The 19,064-nt window shown below is 71.7% G+C and carries 20 protein-coding genes and 1 tRNA gene; 11 read left to right on the forward strand and 10 right to left on the reverse strand.

Going from position 1 to position 19,064, the window contains the following annotated elements; genetic code table 11:
* Window positions 1-56 precede the first annotated feature (56 nt).
* The gene (locus AB0E90_RS32520; protein WP_360414544.1) at window positions 57-374 is read left to right on the forward strand and encodes a SelT/SelW/SelH family protein; all 318 of its coding nucleotides are present in this window, start codon (window positions 57-59) and stop codon (window positions 372-374) included.
* Here AB0E90_RS32520 and AB0E90_RS32525 read toward each other — a convergent pair.
* Complete coding sequence (locus AB0E90_RS32525) at window positions 350-865, reverse strand: GNAT family N-acetyltransferase (protein ID WP_360414547.1); 516 nt, start codon at window positions 863-865, stop codon at window positions 350-352. The two genes, AB0E90_RS32520 and AB0E90_RS32525, sit on opposite strands and share 25 nt — an antisense overlap.
* A 7-nt stretch (window positions 866-872) precedes the next feature.
* A complete protein-coding gene (locus tag AB0E90_RS32530; protein ID WP_360414550.1) occupies window positions 873-1,805 on the reverse strand; it encodes an endonuclease/exonuclease/phosphatase family protein in 933 nt (310 codons plus the stop codon).
* A gap of 188 nt (window positions 1,806-1,993) precedes the next feature.
* Between AB0E90_RS32530 and AB0E90_RS32535 the strand changes: the two genes are divergently transcribed.
* Window positions 1,994-3,055 carry an amidohydrolase family protein gene (locus AB0E90_RS32535; RefSeq protein ID WP_360414553.1) on the forward strand — a complete coding sequence of 354 codons (1,062 nt, stop codon included), beginning with the start codon at window positions 1,994-1,996 and terminating at the stop codon, window positions 3,053-3,055.
* A 2-nt stretch (window positions 3,056-3,057) separates the two neighbouring features.
* Here AB0E90_RS32535 and AB0E90_RS32540 read toward each other — a convergent pair whose 3' ends face one another.
* The 4 genes from AB0E90_RS32540 to arfB form a co-directional block, all read right to left on the reverse strand.
* Window positions 3,058-3,477: a hypothetical protein gene (locus AB0E90_RS32540; RefSeq protein WP_360414556.1), complete on the reverse strand. Its 420-nt coding sequence runs from the start codon at window positions 3,475-3,477 to the stop codon at window positions 3,058-3,060.
* Window positions 3,478-3,552: 75 nt separating this feature from the next.
* The gene (locus AB0E90_RS32545; RefSeq protein ID WP_360414559.1) at window positions 3,553-4,428 is read right to left on the reverse strand and encodes a UbiA prenyltransferase family protein; all 876 of its coding nucleotides are present in this window, start codon (window positions 4,426-4,428) and stop codon (window positions 3,553-3,555) included.
* A gap of 299 nt (window positions 4,429-4,727) precedes the next feature.
* Complete coding sequence (locus AB0E90_RS32550; protein ID WP_360414562.1) at window positions 4,728-5,303, reverse strand: GyrI-like domain-containing protein; 576 nt, start codon at window positions 5,301-5,303, stop codon at window positions 4,728-4,730.
* Entirely contained in the window at window positions 5,303-5,731 is a 429-nt protein-coding gene (gene arfB / locus AB0E90_RS32555; protein WP_360414565.1) for an alternative ribosome rescue aminoacyl-tRNA hydrolase ArfB, read from the reverse strand. The genes AB0E90_RS32550 and arfB overlap by 1 nt, the downstream gene beginning before the upstream one ends.
* Window positions 5,732-5,820: 89 nt before the next feature.
* Here arfB and AB0E90_RS32560 point away from each other — a divergent pair, with 89 nt between their 5' ends.
* Entirely contained in the window at window positions 5,821-7,134 is a 1,314-nt protein-coding gene (locus AB0E90_RS32560; RefSeq protein ID WP_360414568.1) for a pitrilysin family protein, read from the forward strand.
* Window positions 7,131-8,474 carry a pitrilysin family protein gene (locus AB0E90_RS32565; protein ID WP_360414571.1) on the forward strand — a complete coding sequence of 448 codons (1,344 nt, stop codon included), beginning with the start codon at window positions 7,131-7,133 and terminating at the stop codon, window positions 8,472-8,474. The genes AB0E90_RS32560 and AB0E90_RS32565 overlap by 4 nt, the downstream gene beginning before the upstream one ends.
* A 41-nt stretch (window positions 8,475-8,515) precedes the next feature.
* Here AB0E90_RS32565 and AB0E90_RS32570 read toward each other — a convergent pair whose 3' ends face one another.
* On the reverse strand, window positions 8,516-9,529 hold the full coding sequence (locus tag AB0E90_RS32570; protein WP_360414574.1) for a P1 family peptidase: 1,014 nt from the start codon (window positions 9,527-9,529) through the stop codon (window positions 8,516-8,518).
* Window positions 9,530-9,580: 51 nt separating this feature from the next.
* Here AB0E90_RS32570 and AB0E90_RS32575 point away from each other — a divergent pair, with 51 nt between their 5' ends.
* Window positions 9,581-10,573, forward strand: a complete 993-nt coding sequence (locus AB0E90_RS32575; protein WP_360414577.1) for an endonuclease/exonuclease/phosphatase family protein — start codon at window positions 9,581-9,583, stop codon at window positions 10,571-10,573.
* A 15-nt stretch (window positions 10,574-10,588) separates the two neighbouring features.
* Here AB0E90_RS32575 and AB0E90_RS32580 read toward each other — a convergent pair whose 3' ends face one another.
* Both AB0E90_RS32580 and AB0E90_RS32585 read right to left on the reverse strand, forming a co-directional pair.
* A complete protein-coding gene (locus AB0E90_RS32580) occupies window positions 10,589-11,530 on the reverse strand; it encodes a 3-methyladenine DNA glycosylase (protein ID WP_360414580.1) in 942 nt (313 codons plus the stop codon).
* Between the two features lie 41 nt (window positions 11,531-11,571).
* Window positions 11,572-12,333 (reverse strand): alpha/beta hydrolase, encoded by a 762-nt coding sequence (locus AB0E90_RS32585; RefSeq protein WP_360414583.1) that lies wholly within the window; start codon window positions 12,331-12,333, stop codon window positions 11,572-11,574.
* 56 nt (window positions 12,334-12,389) lie between these two features.
* Between AB0E90_RS32585 and AB0E90_RS32590 the strand changes: the two genes are divergently transcribed.
* Genes AB0E90_RS32590 through AB0E90_RS32605 form a run of 4 tightly spaced genes read left to right on the forward strand, consistent with a single transcriptional unit; the run spans window position 12,390 to window position 15,257 of the window.
* Complete coding sequence (locus AB0E90_RS32590; protein ID WP_360414711.1) at window positions 12,390-13,316, forward strand: ABC transporter ATP-binding protein; 927 nt, start codon at window positions 12,390-12,392, stop codon at window positions 13,314-13,316.
* Window positions 13,316-14,155, forward strand: coding sequence for an ABC transporter permease (locus AB0E90_RS32595; protein WP_360414713.1), 840 nt, complete (start codon window positions 13,316-13,318; stop codon window positions 14,153-14,155). Before AB0E90_RS32590 ends, AB0E90_RS32595 begins: the two co-directional genes overlap by 1 nt.
* Window positions 14,156-14,203: 48 nt before the next feature.
* Window positions 14,204-14,425, forward strand: a complete 222-nt coding sequence (locus AB0E90_RS32600) for a helix-turn-helix transcriptional regulator (protein WP_360414715.1) — start codon at window positions 14,204-14,206, stop codon at window positions 14,423-14,425.
* Window positions 14,426-14,462: 37 nt separating this feature from the next.
* Window positions 14,463-15,257 (forward strand): fumarylacetoacetate hydrolase family protein, encoded by a 795-nt coding sequence (locus AB0E90_RS32605; protein WP_360414586.1) that lies wholly within the window; start codon window positions 14,463-14,465, stop codon window positions 15,255-15,257.
* Here the strand turns inward: AB0E90_RS32605 and AB0E90_RS32610 are convergent.
* The gene (locus tag AB0E90_RS32610; RefSeq protein WP_360414589.1) at window positions 15,246-17,843 is read right to left on the reverse strand and encodes a BTAD domain-containing putative transcriptional regulator; all 2,598 of its coding nucleotides are present in this window, start codon (window positions 17,841-17,843) and stop codon (window positions 15,246-15,248) included. The genes AB0E90_RS32605 and AB0E90_RS32610 overlap by 12 nt on opposite strands.
* Window positions 17,844-18,034: 191 nt before the next feature.
* Here AB0E90_RS32610 and AB0E90_RS32615 point away from each other — a divergent pair, with 191 nt between their 5' ends.
* Together AB0E90_RS32615 and AB0E90_RS32620 are read left to right on the forward strand one after the other, a co-directional pair.
* Window positions 18,035-18,844 carry an NAD(P)H-binding protein gene (locus AB0E90_RS32615; protein WP_360414592.1) on the forward strand — a complete coding sequence of 270 codons (810 nt, stop codon included), beginning with the start codon at window positions 18,035-18,037 and terminating at the stop codon, window positions 18,842-18,844.
* Between the two features lie 63 nt (window positions 18,845-18,907).
* A tRNA-Gln gene (locus AB0E90_RS32620) sits at window positions 18,908-18,979 on the forward strand.
* Window positions 18,980-19,064: the final 85 nt, after the last annotated feature.

Here is a 19,064-nt window from a genome sequence, read left to right on the forward strand (position 1 = left end):
TGCGGCCAAGGCTAGGGCCGGCGGCGCGGCGAAGCATCCGAATTAGGCTGGCACCCGTGACCGCACCCCGTTTGGAGATCGAGTACTGCACCCAGTGCCGCTGGCTGATGCGCGCCGCTTGGTACGCGCAGGAGGTGCTCACCACGTTCCCGCGCGACCTCGGCGAGGTGGCGCTGGTGCCCGGCATCGGCGGCGTCTTCGAGATCCGGCTCGACGGCGAGAGCCTGTGGTCCCGCAAGGAGAACGGCGGCTTCCCCGAGCTGGCCGACCTCAAGCGCCAGGTGCGCGACCGGGTCGCCCCCGACCGCGACCTCGGCCACACCGATCGGGCCAACACCGACCGGACCCGTCAGTCGTCGTCGGAGAGCAGCTGAAACAGCAGGTGGTCGCGCCACTCGCCGTTGATTCGCAGGTAACGCGGCGCCACGCCGTAGCGTCGGAAGCCGTTGCGTTCCAGCACCCGCTGAGAGGCCGCGTTGTGCAGCTGCGTGCCCGCCTCGATCCGGTGCAGCCGCAGCTCGCCGAAGGCGAAGCGGGCGACCTCGGCCACCGCGGCCGAGGCGAGCCCGCGCCCGTTCGCGTCGGCGGCCACCCAGTAACCGAGGCCGGCCGACTGGAACGGCCCGCGACTGACCGCGCTGAGCGTGATGCGCCCGCGGATCCGCCCGTCGTCGATGATCACATGCGGGTAAGCGGCGCCGGTGGCCACCTGGTGCAACGCGCCCTCGAGGTAGGTGCGCTGCCCTTCCTCGGTGTAGTAGTCCTCCGGCCGGATCGGCTCCCACGGCTGGAGGAAGTCGCGGTTGGCGGTGAGCACGGCCGCCATCTCGGGAGCGTCGCTGGGCGAGACGAGGCGGGTGATCACTCCGACATCATGCCGCCGGGACGGTGAGCACGGCGATCAGGGCGCGGTGGTCACTTCTGGGGATGCGATGCGCGCTCAGCTGCCGTACGCCGATGCGCTTGTCGACGAGCACATGGTCGATGGTCACCTTCGGGACGCCCTCGTGCTCCAGGTAGGGCCAGGTCGGCACCAGCCCCGACCCGGTCGCGTCGCCGGCGTCGCGGTAACCGGTGCTGATCAGCCTGCGTAGCGACCGATGATCGAGCGTGGAGTTGAAATCGCCGAGCAGCACCTGCGGCGGCCCTTCGGCGTCGGGCTGCGGCTGGTCGGCGAGATCCTGCTGCCACTGCCGGTTGACGTCCGGAGTGACCGGCGCCCGCGGATGCGCCGACTCGAACACCAGCGGCCCCGCCCCCGGCGGCTGCACAGTCCCGTACGCCTGGCGGAAGCCGCCGCCGTACCGCCGATCTCCGCCCCCGGTGATCGGAAAGCGCGAGTAGAGCCCCGACCCGGACGCCCCGGGTTCGTCGCCGAGCGACGAATAGGGCAGCAGCTCGCGAAGCCCACTGCTCTCCAGTGCCCGCCGCCCGCTCGGGGTGAACTCCTGCAACGCGAGCACGTCGACCTTGTTCTCCCGCACCAGCCGCACGATCGCCGCCGGATCGGCCCCGCCGATCAGCATGTTGCTGGTCATCACGTGCAGCTCGACCCCTTGGGACGGCCCGGGGTCGCCGGTCCGCACCCGCGGCATGACCAGCACGGCAAACACCAGAACAACGGCGAACGCGACCACCGCGACATTCCAGCGCCGAGCGGCGACGGCCAGCACGAGGGGCACCAGGCTCCATCCGGCGACGTACGGCGTGAAGGCCATCAACTGCACCAGCGCCCCGCGCTCCCACCCGCCGAGCCGGAAGACCAGCCAGACGACGGCCGGCACAACGAGAACCCAGAGCAGCACACTTACCACCTTGCGTTGCTTTTTCGGTACCGGTACGGGCCGAACCACAGCCGCGGTGCTGATGATCTTCACAGAGCCGAGGCTAGTGGCGCGACACCCACCAAGGGCCCATCATCACGAGGTCTGCACAACCCCTTCACGGATCGAAGACTGGCATGCTGTCGATCTATCCGTACGGGGGTGCTGTGATGGCAGTGTTGCGTGTTCGTGGTTTTGCTCTTCCCGAAGGCGAGCCGGTCGATCTCTATGCCGACGGCGATCGATGGACGTCGGACCCGGTGCCCGGCGCCGAGCTGGTCGCCGAGGGCTGGATCCTGCCCGGCCTGGTCGACGCGCATACCCACCCGGGGGCCAACGCGCCCGGCGACCCGCTGGACCTGGACATCTTGAAGGGTGACCTCCGGGCGCACCTGGATTCCGGGGTCACGCTCATCCGTTCGCCCGGCCTCGCGGATGACCCGCCCGACTGGTTCGGTCAGTCGGACGACAGCCCGCGCGCCTTCCACGCCGGCCCGTGGATCGCACAGCACGGCCAGTTCATGCCGGGCTGGGGCCGCCGCCCCGACCCGGCCGACATGCCTGCCGTTGCCGCCGAGCAGGCCGCCCGCACCGGGTGGGCCAAGGTGGTGATCGACTGGAAGCCGGGCGACGAGGTCATGCCGGTGGACGTGCTGCGCGAGGCGGTCCGGCGGGTGCACGCGGTCGGCGGACGGCTGGCGGTGCACTCGCAGCACGCGGCCGGTGGTGCGGTCGCGGTCGAGGCCGGCGTGGATTCCATCGAGCACGGCATGGGCCTGGACCCGGCGCTCCTGCCGCTGATGGCCGAGCGGGGCATCGCGCTGACCCCGACGCTCTCGGCGATCACCGAGCACCTGGCCCAGATCCTCGCCGACCCGGAACGCGCCCGCACCAACTGGCACGTGCCGGGCGCGAGCGTGCACCGCCGGCTCGCCGCGGCCGCCGTCGAAGCCGGCGTGACGGTGCTGGCCGGCACCGACTCGCGCCCGCACGGCGGCGTCGCCCGGGAGATCCGCGCGCTGGTGGCCGCCGGCATTTCCCCGCACGAGGCCCTCGCCGCCGCCTCCTGGACCGCCCGCTCCTACCTGGGCCTGCAAGGCCTGGTCGACGGCGCCCCGGCCGACGCGGTCGTGTTCGCCGCCGACCCACGAGCCGACCTGAGCCAGCTCGACCAGCCCCAAGCCGTCATCGTCCGCGGAAAACGCGCCCACCGACGGCCGGACCCGCACTGACGTCAGCGATCCGCCGGCGGCCGGTAGGTGTCGCACCGGCCGCCGCGCTCGGCCTGGGACGCCGTCCAGCCCGCGCAGAGCCGCACCGGCGGCTTGACGCCACGGAAGAGGTAGGAGGCCTCGACGCGGACTCGGGTCCGGCCCGGCCCGCACTGCCGGCCGAACGTCTGCCACTCGACGCCGTCCGCAGGCCCGCTGCGGGCGACCTGGACCACGGCACACCGGAACAGCCCACGCCCGGCCAGGGCACCGGAAATACGGATCGGCGCCCCGGGCCCCGCCGGGCTGTGCTCATAGGTGCCGGTCCCGATAAAACCGTCACTGACCAGCCGAAACGTCGTAGTCTCGGCAGCCGCGGCGGGCGTCGCGACGACACCTAGGCCGACACCGGCGGCGAGCGCGGCAAGCATGAAAGACCGCATTTTCTGGCCCCTTCCAAGGCGGGTGGACGGATCGTCAAGAGTTCAACGCCGTACCGTCCGCCTGGTCGTTATCGGTCATCCGATGTAGGCCATCGCGAAGCCGATCGTGGGGATGCCGAAGACGAGCGAGACAACCGCGAGCTTGGTGATCGTCGGGCGCACGGTCAGCGCCGCATACACCCCGGCCAGCGCCGGCGCCATAAACAGCTGCGGCACCAAGGTCGAACGCGGCACCAGCACATCGAACGCCGCGCAGACCAGCGAAAAGACCAGAGCCGAAACCCAGAGAACCAGCCCGATTGCGTACGCGACCCGCGCCCCGAATCGCACCGCGAAGGTGGTGTCCGCGGCCCCGGTGTCCGCGACCAGGTCGGTAACCGTGGTGGGCACGTAGAGCGCCGCCGCGAACAGCACCCCGATCACCCCGAACTGCCAGGGAAACTGCCACGGCTCACGGGTGATCGACCACCCGGCAACCGGCGAGACGAGCCCGACCACCAGCGCGTTGACCGCAACGTCCCACCCCGGCCGCGTCTTGAGACGCAGCGGCGGCACGCTGTAGGCCCACCCGAGCACCAGCACGCCGCCCACCCCGACCACGAAGAGCGGCCCGACGACCAGCGCGGCCCCGACCGAGGCGACCGCCATCAAGGCGTACCACCGACGGAGGCGCGCGGCGGACACCGCACCGGTGACCAGCGGCGCGTTCGCCTTGCGCGGGTTAGCCCGGTCGCTGTCGAGGTCGTGCAGGTCATTCTGAGCGAGAACCGCACCCCAGATCAGCGGCCCGAGGACAAGCAGGGCCACGGCCGCCCGCGGAACGTCGTCCGGCAGCCAGGCCCGCCCGGCGAGAACGGTGCCGAGGTAGGCAGGCGCCCACGAAACCGGCCAGAACCAGGGCCGCGCTACCGCCATGAGCAGAACAGAAGGACGCCGAGCCAACGTCGTCATGCCCGCATCGTCGTACTGCGCTCCTGTGCCGCCGCTGTGCTCCCGTGCCCCGCAGAGACGAAAATCGACAGACCGAGCTGCGCCGCGTCGATACTGACGGCCTTGGTCACCCCGTCTCGCTGGCCGGCTCCGGCCAGCCAGGTAAGGCGAGCGGAGCCGCAGGTGACTGTGCAACTCTCATGCCGCCGTCCTCCGTCACGTCGACGCCAGCGCTCGGGGGCTGTCGCTCCGGCTCGATCGGGTGCCCCGAACTGGTCGGAACTGCCGATCCAGGTGGCCGCCGACTCCGGCGGCCAAGCTCAGTTCGTGACCGGCTGCCGGAGGATTGTGCGGAGTTTTTCGGGGGCGACCTTGCGGGCGTCGCTCAGGTAGATCTCGTGGTGTTTGCCGGTCATGCGGAGGGCGTTGGCCGGGATGAACTCGGCGTGCATGCGGGCCAGCACCGGCGCCTCGTCGTCGTAGGAGCCGACGTGCAGGGTCTGCACGCAGCGTCCCTCGGACAGCTTCTCCAGGCGCACGGCCTCGGACGTGAGCATGTCCGGGGTGATCCAGTCGGGGGTCATGATCATCAGGGTCCAGTGCCAGCGGGACTTGTCGCGGGCCGCCGTGAAGGACTCCATGTCGTCGGCCCACCACAGGCCTTCCAGGGGTGGGACGACGTAGTCGCGGGCCAGCTCGCGCTTGCTGGCGAACTTCAGCTGATAGGCCACCGGGTAGAGGGCCGCGGTGGCCTCGGCGAACGCGGGGCCGGTGTTCGGGTCGCCTTGGCCGTCGATCATCAGGTACTGCAGGTCGGGCACGTCGACGATCGCGAAGCGCCCGCGTGGCGCGCGGTAGGCCGCGATCTCCCGCTTGAAGTCGATTTTGTCGGCCATCAGTCGGTCGGGAAGGAGCGGCGGTTCTTCTTCGTCTCGCCGCGGCGTTTCTTCTCGGCGATGCGGCGTTCGACCGAGCCCTTGCTCGGGCGGGTCGCACGCCGGGCCCGCGGCGGTGCGGCGACCGCGCTCGCGACCAGGGCGGCGAGGCGGGCGGCCGCGGCCTCGCGGTTGCGCAGCTGGGAGCGGTGCTCGGAGGCGACCACCGTCAGCACGCCCTGCACCAGGCGTGATTCGAGCCGGGACAGCGCGCGCTCGCGCAGCGTGGTGGGCAGCAGCGGCGAGCCGGCGACGTCCCAGGAGAGCTCGACCCGGGAGTCGGTGGTGTTGACCCCTTGGCCGCCGGGCCCGCTGGATCGCGAGAAGCGCCAGGCAAGCTCGGCCGCCGGAATCGTCAAGCGGTCGTTGACCCGGACATCCTCAAGCACGCGCCCAGCATGGCACCCGGGGCCGGGAAGCCGCCACGCGGTTATCGATCAAGCGGGGCGACCGTTGACCCACAGGGCAGTATGGGTGGGTGACGTCCCCAAGTGCGCCGGTTGTCACCACCGGCTATCCGTGGCCTATTGAAACCACGCGACTGGCTAACGGCCTCCGGGTTGTGGTCAGTGAAGACCGGAGCTCGCCGGTCGTCTGCGTCAACCTGTGGTACGACGTGGGCTCGCGCCACGAGCCGGCCGGGCAGACCGGCTTCGCGCATCTCTTCGAGCATCTGATGTTCGAGGGCTCGGAGCACGTCAAGAAGACCGAGCACATGCGGCTCGTCCAGGGCAACGGCGGCTCGCTGAACGCGACCACCAACCCGGACCGCACCAATTACTTCGAGACCATGCCGTCGGAGCACCTCGAGCTGGCGCTGTGGCTGGAGGCCGACCGGATGGGCGGGCTGGTGCCGGCGCTCACCCAGGAAACCCTCGACAACCAGCGCGAGGTGGTCAAGAACGAACGCCGCCAGCGGTACGACAATGTCCCGTACGGCGATGCCTGGTTGCGTCTTCTCGCCCTGCTCTACCCGCCGGGCCACCCGTATCACCACGCCACGATCGGGTCGATGGAGGATCTGAACGCGGCGAGCCTGGACACTTTCAAGGCGTTTCATCAGCAGTACTACGCCCCCAACAACTGCGTATTGACGGTTGTCGGCGACGCGGGGAAAGAAGAGGTCGTCGCGCTCGCCGAGAAATACTTCGGGGCGATCGAGCCGGTCGCCGGCATTCCGGCGGCGCCCGGCGGGCACCTGACCGGGCCGGCGACGACCCCGGCGCGGGAAACGGTGCATGCGGCGGTGCCGGCGCCGCGGATCTACCTTTCGCACCGTACGCATCCGTTCGGCACCAAGGGGTACGACGCGATCACCGTGCTCGCCACGATTCTCGGCAACGGGCGTGGCTGCCGGCTCTACCAGCGGTTGGCCGACGGCAAGCGGATCGCCCAGCCGGACTACATCGGCTCGTACGGCGTCGATCTGGCGCACGCCCCGGCCCCGCTGATCATCACGGCGACGGTCAAGGACGGCGTGGACGTGGCCGAGCTCGAGGACGGTCTGTCCGAGGTCGTCGCGAGCCTGGTCAGCGAGCCGGTCACGGAGGACGAGCTGTCCCGGGCCAAGGCGCTGCTGACCACCGCGTGGTGGCGGTCGCTGTCCACGGTGGGCGGCCGGGCCGACACCCTGGGGCGGTACGCGACGCAGTTCGGCGACCCGGCCACGGTGGCCTACCGGCTGCCGCAGTGGCTCGCGGTGAACGCCGACGACGTGACCGAGGCCGCCGCGTACGCCCTCAAGCCCGAGTCCCGGGTGACGCTGACCTACCTGCCGGAGGAAAACGCATGACGCTCGTCGCCACCAGGCCGGGGACGGGCGAGGCCCGGCCGTACACCTTCCCGGAGATCCGCCGGGTCGCCGTCAGCGGCGGCACCGTGATCGCCGCCCACCTGCCCGGCCAGCTTCTGGCCAGCGCCATGCTGATGCTCGAGGCCGGCGCCGCGCACGAGTCCGACGGCCGTGAGGGCACCGCGACCGTGCTGGCCAAGTCGCTCGAGGAAGGCACCCGGGCGCGCGACTCGGCGGCCTACGCTCTCGCGCTCGAGGGCCTCGGCGCCGAGCTGTCCCCGGCGGTCGACTGGGACTCGTTCCGGGTCGGCGTCTCCGCGCCGGTGCCGTTGCTGCTCGACGCCGTCCGGCTGGCCGGTGAGGCGGTCCGCACCCCGCGCCTCGACCCGGCCGACGTGCTGCGGGTGCGCGACGACGAGGTGACCGCGCTGCGGATGGACTGGGCGCAGCCCGGCCCGCGGGCCGACGCCACGTTGCGCGCCGACCTGTTCGGCACCGGCCGGTTCGGGCGTCCGCTGCACGGCGATCCGACGTCGGTGGCCGCCGTGACCGTGGACGACGTGGTCGCGTTCCACCAGGGGTGGCTGCTGCGCGCGGGCGTGCTGCTCGTGGCCGGCGACCTGGACACGCTCGACCTGGCCGCGCTGGGTGCGGCCGCGTTCGCCGGCACCACCGGCGAGCCGCCGGCGCCGGCCGGCCCGCTGCCCTGGTCGGTGCGCGAGCAGCGCAAGATCATCCTGGTGGACCGGCCCGGCTCGGTGCAGTCGACGCTGCGCATCGGCCACCGGGCGCCGGAGCGGGCCAACCCCGACTACGTGTCGATGACTCTCGCGGCGACGGTGCTCGGCGGCGCGTTCACGTCCCGGCTCAACCACCTGATCCGCGAGGTGAAGGGCTACACGTACGGGATCCGCGGCAGTTACGCGATGTCCCGGCGCTTCGGCCGGTTCGAGGTGGCGGCGGGCGTGCAGACCGCGGTGACGGTGCCGGCGATCGTCGACACGCTCGGCGAGATCGACCGCACCCAGCTCGACGGCATCACCGAGGACGAGCTGGCGGTGGCCCGTTCGTGGCGGGCCGGCCAGCTGTCGGTGGAGATGCAGACGCCGGGCGCGATCGTCGGCGCGCTGAGCACGCTGGTGCTGCACAACCTGCCGGACGACTACTACCCGACGGTGCGCCGGGAGTATTTGGAGGCGACCGTCGAGCAGGTGTCGGCGGCCGCGGCGGCGCACCTGCACCCGAAGGGCCTGACCCTGGTGATCGAGGGGGACGCCGCGGTGATCCGGGACGAGTTGACCGCGGCCGGCATCGGCGACGTGGAAACCGCGTCGATCTGATCGGATGAGCCGGCGGGGCGGGTCAGCCCTGCCCCGCCGGCTCACGGAAGGTCCGGAACCAGCTCACGGTAACTGCGGAAGTCGCCGGCGCCGGTCGCGGCGAGCATGCCGTGCACGACCGCCCGGCTGAACGTGTCGGCGGCGACCGTGAGCAGTGCGCTGAACTCCACCGGCCCGAGCGGCGCGCCGGTTCCGGTGGCGAGCGCGAAGATCGTGTCACCGTCGAACATGGAGTGCACCGGGCGGATCGCCCGCGCCATGCCGTCGTGGGTGACCCCGGCCAGCTTCTGGCACTGCGCCTTGGTGAGGCTGGCGTCGGTGGCCACGACGCCGATCGTGGTGTGGAAGCCCCGGACGGGCGCCGCGACCGGCTCGATCGGCGAAATGTCCGGAAACTCCCCGGCGAGGCCGAACGGCAACCCGTAGAGCATGCCGGTCGACGGATCCACGCACGAGCCGGCCGCGTTCACCACGGCCAGCGCGCCCACGGTAAGGCCGCCTTCGATCACCACCGGCCCGCCTGTGATCACCGCGCTGGCCGAGCCGACCCCGCCCTTGAGCCCACCGGCCACCGCCCCGGTCCCGGCGCCGACCGTGCCCAACGCCACCGGTCCGTCGCTCGCGGCGTCGTAGGCAGCCGCCCCGAACGCGGCATCCGGCGCCCGGCCCCAAGTGCCGCCGCGACCGAGATCGAACAGCACGGCGGCCGGCACGATCGGCACCACCTGATGGGGCTCGGGGCCGACCGGGAACCCGATCCCGGCCGCCGCCAGCCGCCGCATCACCCCGCCCGCCGCGTCCAGCCCGAACGCGCTGCCCCCGCCCAGCACCACGGCGTTGACCCGTTCCACCAGGTTGCGTGGATCGAGCAGGTCGGTCTCCCGGGTGCCGGGCCCGCCGCCACGCACGTCGACCCCGCCGACCGCACCGCCCGGCGGCGCCAGCACCACCGTGGTCCCGGTGAGCCATCCGTCGCCGATCTGCTCGTAATGGCCGACCCGCACGCCAGCCACATCGGTGATGCCGTTGAGCCGTCCGGGTCTGATTTCGGTCACCCGACTCACACTAGCCAGGTTCGGTAACGCGGGCCCGATAGCGTCGGCCGCATGACGATCACCAGCACGCCGGCCGAGATCCGCCCGGCTCGTCGGGTGACCCGCACGGTGCTGCTCGCACTGCTGGTGCTGCCCGGCCTGCTGTGGGCGATCATCCGGCTGTTCGGCTGGGAGCGCGGCCCGCTGGTGCAGTTGTTCGCCTTCACGCCGTACGCGGCCGGCTGGGTGTTGATTCCGCTTTTGATCGCGGTGATCGCCCGGAAGTGGCTGATCGCGGCGGCCGCTCTGCTGGCCGCGGCGCTGCTGGCGGTGTGCGTGCTGCCGCGCGCGCTGCCCGACGCCGACCGGGGCCCGTCGGCCGGCCTGCCGCTGACCGTCATGACCATCAACGTGTACATCGGCCACGCCGACCCGGCCGCGATCGTCAAGCTGGTCCGGGACCACGACGTGTCGGTGCTGGCGCTGCAGGAGTTCACCCCCGAGGAGATGTGGGGCCTGTCCGCGGCCGGCCTGGACCGCTTGCTGCCCTATCACTCGCTGGCCGATGTCTGGGGCACGACCGGCTCGGGGCTCTACTCCCGCCTCCCGGTCAGCGCGACCGGTTCGACGCTCAGCAAGGGCGGCAACCGGCAGGCGTACGCGACGGTCCAGCCACCCGGCGCCACCGCCCTGGCCGTCGACTCGGCGCACCCGCTGGCCCCGTACGCGACGTCGGCCCTCGGCGATTGGCGAGCCGACCTGGCCGACGAGCCCGCGACGAACTCGACCGGAACCCCGCACATCCTGATCGGCGATTTCAACTCGACGCTCGACCACGCCCCGGTCCGCAACCTGATCGAACAGGGCTACCGGGACGCCGCCGACACGGTGGGCAAGGGCTTGATCGCAACCTGGGGCCCGTACGGCGACAAGCATCTGCCCCCGGTAACGCTGGACCACGTCCTGGTGGACAAGCGCATAGGCGTGCGGGATGTCGCGGTCCACGGCGTAGCCGGAACCGACCACCGAGCCGTGATAGCCGAACTGACCGTCCCAACGGCGTGATCAGCGGCGGCCTGATCAGCGGCGGTTGAAGGGGGCCACTGCCTCTCGGCTCCGGGCGGAGTCCTCCGGGCCCATCAGCTCTTCGCAGACTCGGATCAGGCGGGCTCGCAGGGCGGCCGCGCGGCGGGCGAACTCACGCTGGCGCGCCACATACTCCGCCTTGCCCTCGGCGGTTTCGATCTTTACCGGCTCGAAGCCGTACGACGTCAAGTCGTACGGGCTGGCCTGCATGTCCAGCAGGCGGATGTCGATGGCCAGGGCGAAGCAGTCCAGGGCCAGCGCGCCGGGGACGGCGGGGCCGAGTTTCTGCGCCCACTTGTGCACGTCCATCGCGGCGTGCAGGCAGCCGGGCTGGTCGAGGTCGACCTGGGTGGCCCGGGTGGGCTGCAGGCGGTTCAGGCCGACGGCCTCGGGGGTGAAGAAGCGGAACGCGTCGAAATGCGTACAGCGGATGGGGTGTTGTTCGACGACCTTGTCGGTCTCGGCCTGGCCGAGACGCAGTGGCAGCGGGTGGCGGTGGTCGGGGTCGCGGTAGACCATGGCCCACTCGTGCAGGCCGAAGCAGCCGGAGAAGACCGGGCGGGACGCCGTCGCGGTGAGCAGGCCGTGGATGTACCGCACGCTCTCGCCGCGGGCGTGCATGAACGCCACCTCGTCCAGCGTCACGACGCCGTCGGGGTAGCTCATGTAGAACTTCCAGTTCGCCTGCTCGGCCCGGCCGCCGGGGGCCGGGGCCAGGCCCGCGCCGACGCCGGGATGCCAGCGGCGCAGTTGCGCGGGGCGGGTGCCGTAGTAGTCGTAGAGGAAGTCTTCGATCGCGTGTTTCTCGCCGGTGGCGCGCCGGGCGCGGTGGCCCGCGGTCATCTCGTCGGCCCGCTCGGCGTGGGCTTGGCCGAGGGGAATCCAGGTGACCGCGGGCAGCGTCGTGGTGAGCGCCCTCACCTGCTTGATCCCCATCGCACCAGCGTATCCAGCCGAGGCGATCAACACGATCACCGTTAGGCGCGAATGAGGTCCGCCACGGCGGCCGGATGCCCCAAGTCAGGTGCATTATGGTCGAATTCCGGCGTAACGACGAGCTTGGCGTTCGGGATCACGTCGACCAGCAAGGGCAACATCTGCTTGATGTACGCCGGGGAGCGCCCGCCACCGAGCAGAAGAACCGGCGCGGTGATCGCCCCGTAGCGGCTGCCGTCCGAATCAAGCGCATAGATCTCGTGCAGTTCGCGCACCACCGTCGGCAGCAGCTCCCGGGTGGCCCGGCCCTCGGCCGCGAACCGCTGCATCGCCCAGACCATCGCGGTGACCAGCGCGCCGCCCGGCATGAATTCGCACGTGTGCAGGAAGTGAACCATCGCGCGCGCGTCCTTGCCCTCGGCGAGCAACTGCTCGTAGCGGGGCATCCAGGACCGGGGCATGGTGTTGCCGATGCTGACCCCGGGCTCGTAGGCGATCACCCGGTCGAGGTCGGTGCGCAGCGCGACGTGCAGCGCGATCAGCCCGCCGTAGCTGTGCCCGAAGATCTGCTTGGACCCGGTCTCGGTCAGCACTTCGAGCGCGTCGGAGATCTCGGCATCGAGGCAGTAGGAGGAGTCCTGCGCGGGGCTGCGGCCGCGCCCGCGCCGCTCGACGACGTGCACCGTGTACATCTCGGACAGGGCCGTGGCCATCGCACCGTAGTGCCGGGCCCGGCGGGTGGCGCCGGGCAGGACGACCAGCCCGGGACCTCGACCGACCGTCGTTACATCGACAGAAGACATGCTGAAGAATGTAGTACATCTACTACATTGTTGATAGTGTGCTGGACATGGGAGGAATGACTTTGGCGGGGGAGCTTGACGCCGGCCCCGAGGTGCCGGTCGCCGAGCGGGTCATCGACGTCCGTGACCTGCGCATGCGTTATGGCGCCAAGGACGTGCTGGCCGGGGTGAGCTTCACCGCCCGGCGCGGCGAGGTGCTGGCCCTGCTCGGCCCCAACGGAGCCGGCAAAACCACGACTATCGAGATCCTCGAGGGTTTTCGGATGCGCTCGGCCGGCGAGGTGAGTGTGCTCGGCGTCGACCCGGCAGTGGCCGGCGAGCGCTGGCGCGCCCGCGTCGGCGTGGTGCTGCAGTCCTGGCGCGACCACGGCAAGTGGCGGGTGCGCGAGCTGCTGAAGCATCTGGGGACGTATTACGCGGACTACTCCACACCGGAGATCCGCCGGCCGTGGCCGGTCGACGACCTGCTCCACGCCGTCGGCCTCACCGCGCAGGCCGACCAGCGGGTGATGCGGCTCTCCGGCGGGCAGCGCCGCCGGCTCGACGTGGCGATCGGCATCGTCGGCCGCCCCGAGCTGCTCTTCCTCGATGAGCCGACGACCGGCTTCGACCCGGCCGCCCGCCGCGAGTTCCACGACCTGGTGCACCGGCTGACCGATGTGGACGACACCACCATCCTGCTGACCACCCACGACCTCGACGAAGCCGAGAAACTGGCCGACCGCATCGTGATCCTCTCCGGCGGCGTGATCATCGCTGACGGTTCGGCCGACGAGCTGTCCCGGCAGGTGGCCGGCCAGACCGAGATCCGCTGGACCCGCGACGGCCAGCGGTTCATCCACTCGGCGGCGGATGCGACGGCCTTCGTCCGGCAGCTCTTCCTGCAATACGGCGAAGACATCGGCGACCTCGAGGTGCGCCGCGACAGCCTTGAGGACACCTACATGAAGCTGGTGCTCGACGCCGAGGGAGGCGCGCGATGATGACGGTTCTGCGCACCGGGCTGGCCCGCGGCGGCATCGAGCTGCGGCAGACCCTGACCACGCTCAGCGACCTGTGGACCTACCTTTTCCCGGCCGCCATCCTGGTCGGCACGGTCTTCTTCATGCGCGACGCGCACGTGCCGGGCACCAGCTTCTCGCTCGGCGCGAGCACGCTGCCCGGCGTGTTCGGCATGGGCCTGGCCTTCGGTGGCCTGGTGACGGTGGCCCAGCTGCTGGTGGTCGAGCGGGAGGACGGCACGCTGCTGCGGGCCAAGGCGGTGCCGAACGGGATGGGTGGTTACCTGGTCGGCAAGGCGGTGGTGGTCGGCGGGATGACCGCGATCAGCCTGGCCCTCCAGCTGGTGCCGGGCCTGTTCCTGGTCGACGGGCTGCACGTGAGCGCGAGCGGCTGGCTCAACCTGCTCTGGCTGCTGCCGCTCGCCTTCGTGGCCACCATGCCGCTCGGCGCGGTGATCGGCTCGATCTTCGAGAACCCGCGCAACATGGGCCTGGTGGTGCTGCCGGTCTTCGGACTGGTCGCGATCTCCGGCATCTTCTACCCGATCACCAGCATGCCGGGCTGGCTGCAGGCCGTCGGGCAGGTCTTCCCGATCTACTGGCTAGGGTTGGGCATGCGCTCGGTGTTCCTGCCCGGCTCGCTGGCGGTCGTCGAGCTGACCCATTCCTGGCGGCATCTCGCGACGTTCGGCGTGCTCGCCGTCTGGGCCGTGCTGGGCCTGTCGCTGGCGCCGTGGTTCCTGCGGCGGATGGCGCGCCGCGAGTCGGGTTCCGCGGTTGCGGCCCGGCGTGAGCGGGCAATGGCCACCGTGGGCCGCTGAGGAGCCGGGCAATTGGGTAACAGTGAAATCACGTACAACCGCATCGCGATGCTGCGCGCCGAGCGTGGCATCTCGCGGCGGCAGCTCGCCGACGCCCTGGGTGTCCACTACCAGACGGTGGGCTACCTGGAGCGCGGCGAGTTCAGCCCGAGCCTGCACCTGGCCCTGCGGATCTGTGCCTACTTCGAGGTGCCGACCGAGGTGGTGTTCTCCCTCGAACCGTTCCCCCGGCTGGGCGCGGAGTCCAACGGCGCGGCGCGACCGGCGTAGATTTCGCGGGAGAGCCTCGAGAGATAGGGAATTCTTCGTGCGTTTCGCCCGCTTTGTCCATGCTGGTGGAGTTTCGTTCGGCGTCGTCGAGGGCGCCGAGGGCGAAGGCCTGACCATCGCCGAGATCGACTCACTGCCGTTCGCGAAGGTGACGTTCACCGGTCAGCGCTGGGCGCTCGCCGATGTGCGGCTGCTCGCTCCGATCTTCGCGAGCAAGGTGATCGGGGTCGGCCGCAACTACGCCGACCACGCCGCCGAGCTCGGCAACGAGGTGCCCAAGGAGCCGTTGATCTTCCTCAAGCCGTCCACCTCGGTGATCGGCCCCAACGACGCGATCCGGCTGCCACCGCAGTCCAAGCGCGTCGAGGAGGAGGCCGAGCTGGCCGTCGTGATCGGTGCGAGCGGCGCCCGCCGGGTCGACCGGGCCGGGGCCGAGCAGGCCATCTTCGGCTACACCATCGCCAACGACGTGACCGCCCGGGACCTGCAGCGCAGCGACCCGCAGTGGACCCGGGCCAAGGGCTTCGACTCGTTCTGCCCGGTCGGCCCGTGGATCACCACCGGCCTCGACGTGAGTGACGTCGAGATCCGCTGCGAGGTGGGCCGCAACCCCGACGCCATGGAGATGCGCCAGATCGGCCGCACCAAGGACATGGTGTTCGACATCCCGACCCTGGTGTCGTACGTGTCGCACGTCATGACGCTGCTGCCCGGCGACATCATCCTCACCGGCACTCCGGCCGGGGTAAGCGAGCTGACCGCCGGCGACTTCTGCTCGATCTCCATCCAGGGCATCGGCGAGCTGCGCAACCCGGTGGTCTCACTGGAATAGCTCGACCGCCGCGGCCCACGACATGCCGTTAGCCGCCCGGTACGCCCGGGCCACCTCCTCGGTGGTCAGGGCGGACCGGGCGGTTTTTTCGGCCTCGTCCCGGTCGCGTACCTCGTCCGGGGTGAAGATCGCCGAGCCGAGCGCGGACCGCTCCCGCTCGGCCACGGCCAGCAGGGTCAGCGCCCGCTCCGGCGGCTCGAGCTGGGCCAGCGCCTCGATCGCGTCCAGCTGCCCCTCGGTGATGCCCAGCTCGGTGTAGATGGCCAGGGACTGCCGAAGGTAACCGCCGGACACCTCGAACGCGCCCCGGCGGCGGGCCACGATGCCCAGGTTCGTCAGCGCGGCCGCCTCACCGCGCGCCTCGCCGATCGCCCGGAACGCGCCGAGCGCCCGCTCGAACAGCGGCGCCGCCTCGTCGAGCCGGTCCAGGCAGCGCAGCGTCCCGCCGGTGTTGTTCAGCCCGGCCGCGATCATCCGGGCGTCGCCGGCCTCCTCGGCCAGCTCCAGCGCCTCGTATCCGTAGGCCAGCGAGGCCTCGTAGTCGCCCTCGCCCTGCGCCGTGATCAGCAGGTTGTTCAGCGCGGCCAGCACCCCGGCCCGGTCGCCGAGCAGCCGGAACGTGGCCAGGCCCTGCTCGCCGAGCCGGCGTGCCCCGGCCAGGTCTCCGCTGTTGCGGGCCAGCGCGGCGGCCGCGCGCAACGCTCGCCCGCGGGCCGCGGACGCCTCGGCCGGCGCGGTGTCCAGCGCGTGCCGCAGCCATCCGAGACCCTCGGTCATCCGCCCGGTGATCCACCAGTACCACCACATCGCGGCGGCGAGAGTCAGCGCGTCGGCCGGATCGCCAGCGGTCAGCGACCACTCCAGGGCGGCCAGGATGCTCGGATGCGCGGCGTCCATCGAGGCCAGCCAGGCGGCGTGCGCCGGGCCGTCCGGTGGCGGCGGGGTGGCGAGCCGGTCGAGCCAGAGCGCCACGAACCGGCGGCGGGCCGGGTCGTTCCCAGTCAAGTGCTCGGCCGCGTACTCCCGAATCGTCTCGATCAAGCGGTAGTGCGAGCCGTCCCACTCCACCATCGAACGGTCGGTGAGCTGGGCGAGCGGTTCGAGCGCGTCGGCGGCGTGCACCCGGGTCGCGGCGTCGGCGTCGAACGGGCCGGCGAACAGGCTGAGCCGGGCCAGCAGCCGCTGCTGGGCCTCGTCGAGCAGGTCGTGCCCCCAGTCGATGGCCGCCCGCATGGTGCGGTGCCGTTCCACCGGGGAGTTGCCGATCAGCAGGTCGAGGCGGCCGGTCACCGCGGCCAGCGGCAGCGAGCGCAGGCGGGCGGCGGCCAGTTCCAGGGCGAGCGGCAGGCCGTCCAGCCGCCGGCACAGCTCGGCGGCCGGCTCCCGCTCGGCCGGGCGCAGGCCGGCGCCGCCGCGTGCGGCCGCCACCCGATCGCCGAACAGCCGCACGGCGTCGGCCGGGGCCAGGCCGGGCAGCGGGCAGAGCGTCTCGCCCGGCACGCCCAGCGGTTCCCGGCTGGTCGCCAGCACGCGCAGCCCCGGCACCGCCCGGATCAGGCTGTCCACCGTCTCGGCGGCGGACGCGCGGACGTGCTCGCAGTTGTCCACCACCAGCAGCGCCCGCCGGTCGCCCACGTGCCGGGCCAGAGCGTCGATCGCGGTCACCCCGGGCTCGTCGCGCACGCCGGCCGCGGCGGCGAACCGGGTGGCGTCGGCCGTCGCGTAACCGGCCAGCTCGACGACGAGGACCAGGGCGTACTCGGCGGCCACCTCGCGGGCCAGCTCGTAGGCGAACCGGGTCTTGCCGCTGCCGCCCGGCCCGGTCACGGTGAGCAGCCGGGTCTCACCGGCCAGGGCGTGCGCCCGGTCCAGCTCGGCCCGCCGGCCGATGAACCGGCTGCGCGATCCGGGCAGACCCGGGGCCGGGCGATCCAGCGTCGGATCCCGCCGGCGGATCCCCGCGGCGAGGGCGGCGAGAGCCGGTCCCGGTTCCGTTTCGTACGACCGGAGCACCGCCACCGCCGACGCGAAGACATCCAGTGCGTCCGCCGATCGCCCGGCCCGGTGCAGCTCCAGCATCAGGCGCTCGACCAACGGCTCGGCCGCCGGTTCGGCGGTCACCCAGGCCCGCAGCTCGGCCAGCACCGGGCGGCCGGCGGCCAGCTCCCGGTCGGCCCAGTCGCGGCGGGCCGCGAGCAGCAACTCATCGAGCCGGGCCGCGGCCGCCTCGACGATCGGCCCGCCGCCCCCGCCCTCGTAGGCCGGCCCGCGCCACAACCCGAGATCGCCGGTCGCCTCGAACTCCGCCGCGTCCAGTTCGCCGGCGTGCAGCGCATAACCGCCGGCGGTCGAGGTCAGCCGGTCACCGACCACTTTGCGCAGCGCGGACGCGTGCACCTGCAGCGCCGGGCCGGCCGTCGCCGGCGCGCCCTCGGGCCACAGCTCGGCGATCAGCCGCTCGGCCGAGACGAGTTGCCCACCCGACGCGATCAGCGCGGCGAGCAGAGCGCGCGGCCGCGGCGCGAGCGGCGCGGCTGACCCGTCCCCGGCCCGCACCCGAACCGGCCCCAGCACCTCGAAGCGCATCGAACTCCGTCTTAAGCGTTTGTTTGGCGGCCGCCCCCACGCTAGCGGGCGGTGACGGGGCGGGGCGACCGCTGCGGCCGAGGGGGACGCGGCGGTCGCCGCCCAGGTGCCGGGATCGCGCGTGACTTGGACCGGCAAGAACCCCTGACCCACCGACCCGTCCGGCATTCTGTCCCTGGGGAGGTATCGATATGAAGATCCTGGTTACCGGCGCCACCACCAACATCGGGCGGATGGTCGTCGACGAACTGCTCGCGCTGGGCGCGGACGACGTGCGTGCGCTGACCGTCGATCCGGCGCGGGCCGTGCTGCCGGACGGGGTCGAGGTCGCGCGCGGGTTTCTCGGTCGCCCGGCGACGCTGCCCGCCGCGTACGCCGGGGTGGATGTGCTCTACCTCGCGCCCTATCTGCCCACCGCGACCGAGGCGTGCCGGCTGGCCGCCGAGGCCGGCATCGGCCGGATCGTCGACCTGGCCGGGCCTAAGGGCGCGCACTGGCAGGGTGTCGAGGACGCGGTCGAGGCGTCCGGGCTGGCGTTCACCCACCTCGAGCCGGGCGAGTTCATGGCCAACGCGGCGATCTGGAGCCGGCAGATCCGGGCCGGCGACGAGGTGCGCGACACGTGCGGCGAAGCGGCCAACGCCCCGATCGCCCAGGAGGACATCGCGGTCGTCGCGGCCCGCGCGCTGGTCGACGACTCGCTCGTCGGCCGGTCGCTGGAGCTGACCGGGCCGGAGACGCTGTCGCGGCGGCGGAAGGTGGAGTTGATCGGGCAGGCGCTCGGCCGTGAGCTTCGTTACGTCGAGTTACCGCGCGACGAGGGCATCGCCGAGCTGGCGAAGGACATGGGCGAGCATGCGGCCTGGTATGTCGACGGTCAGGCGATGCTCGTCGACCACCCCCAGCAGGCGAGCCCGACGGCTGCCGGAATAGCGGGCCGACCTGCGACGACGTTCCTGGAGTGGGCCCGCCGGCACGCGGATCTGTTCCAAGAGCCATAACCCGATTTGGTGGGCCCGGGGCGGTCGGGTAGAGTCGTTTCACGGCGCGGGAAACCGGGCCAATGGGGTATGGGGTAATTGGCAGCCCGACTGGTTCTGGTCCAGTTAGTCTAGGTTCGAGTCCTGGTACCCCAGCGCTACCACTCCTGCAGAGGATGGTGGAGCTGGATTCTGATAGAGTTCGGCCTCGCCGCTGAAGCGAGAGCGAAGCGCAGCGAAG

Source organism: Actinoplanes sp. NPDC026619, from assembly GCF_040638295.1.
GTDB lineage: Bacteria > Actinomycetota > Actinomycetes > Mycobacteriales > Micromonosporaceae > Actinoplanes.

Coding starts and splice junctions, on each gene's coding strand:
- AB0E90_RS32590 (WP_360414711.1), top strand. CDS start 12,390: ATGACTTTGGCGGGGGAGCTTGACGCCGGCCCCGAGGTGCCGGTCGCC.
- AB0E90_RS32600 (WP_360414715.1), top strand. CDS start 14,204: ATGCTGCGCGCCGAGCGTGGCATCTCGCGGCGGCAGCTCGCCGACGCC.
- AB0E90_RS32595 (WP_360414713.1), top strand. CDS start 13,316: ATGACGGTTCTGCGCACCGGGCTGGCCCGCGGCGGCATCGAGCTGCGG.
- AB0E90_RS32550 (WP_360414562.1), bottom strand. CDS start 5,303: ATGGCCGACAAAATCGACTTCAAGCGGGAGATCGCGGCCTACCGCGCG.
- AB0E90_RS32575 (WP_360414577.1), top strand. CDS start 9,581: ATGACGATCACCAGCACGCCGGCCGAGATCCGCCCGGCTCGTCGGGTG.
- AB0E90_RS32580 (WP_360414580.1), bottom strand. CDS start 11,530: ATGGGGATCAAGCAGGTGAGGGCGCTCACCACGACGCTGCCCGCGGTC.
- AB0E90_RS32535 (WP_360414553.1), top strand. CDS start 1,994: ATGGCAGTGTTGCGTGTTCGTGGTTTTGCTCTTCCCGAAGGCGAGCCG.
- AB0E90_RS32565 (WP_360414571.1), top strand. CDS start 7,131: ATGACGCTCGTCGCCACCAGGCCGGGGACGGGCGAGGCCCGGCCGTAC.
- AB0E90_RS32585 (WP_360414583.1), bottom strand. CDS start 12,333: ATGTCTTCTGTCGATGTAACGACGGTCGGTCGAGGTCCCGGGCTGGTC.
- AB0E90_RS32610 (WP_360414589.1), bottom strand. CDS start 17,843: ATGCGCTTCGAGGTGCTGGGGCCGGTTCGGGTGCGGGCCGGGGACGGG.
- AB0E90_RS32615 (WP_360414592.1), top strand. CDS start 18,035: ATGAAGATCCTGGTTACCGGCGCCACCACCAACATCGGGCGGATGGTC.
- AB0E90_RS32540 (WP_360414556.1), bottom strand. CDS start 3,477: ATGCGGTCTTTCATGCTTGCCGCGCTCGCCGCCGGTGTCGGCCTAGGT.
- AB0E90_RS32545 (WP_360414559.1), bottom strand. CDS start 4,428: ATGACGACGTTGGCTCGGCGTCCTTCTGTTCTGCTCATGGCGGTAGCG.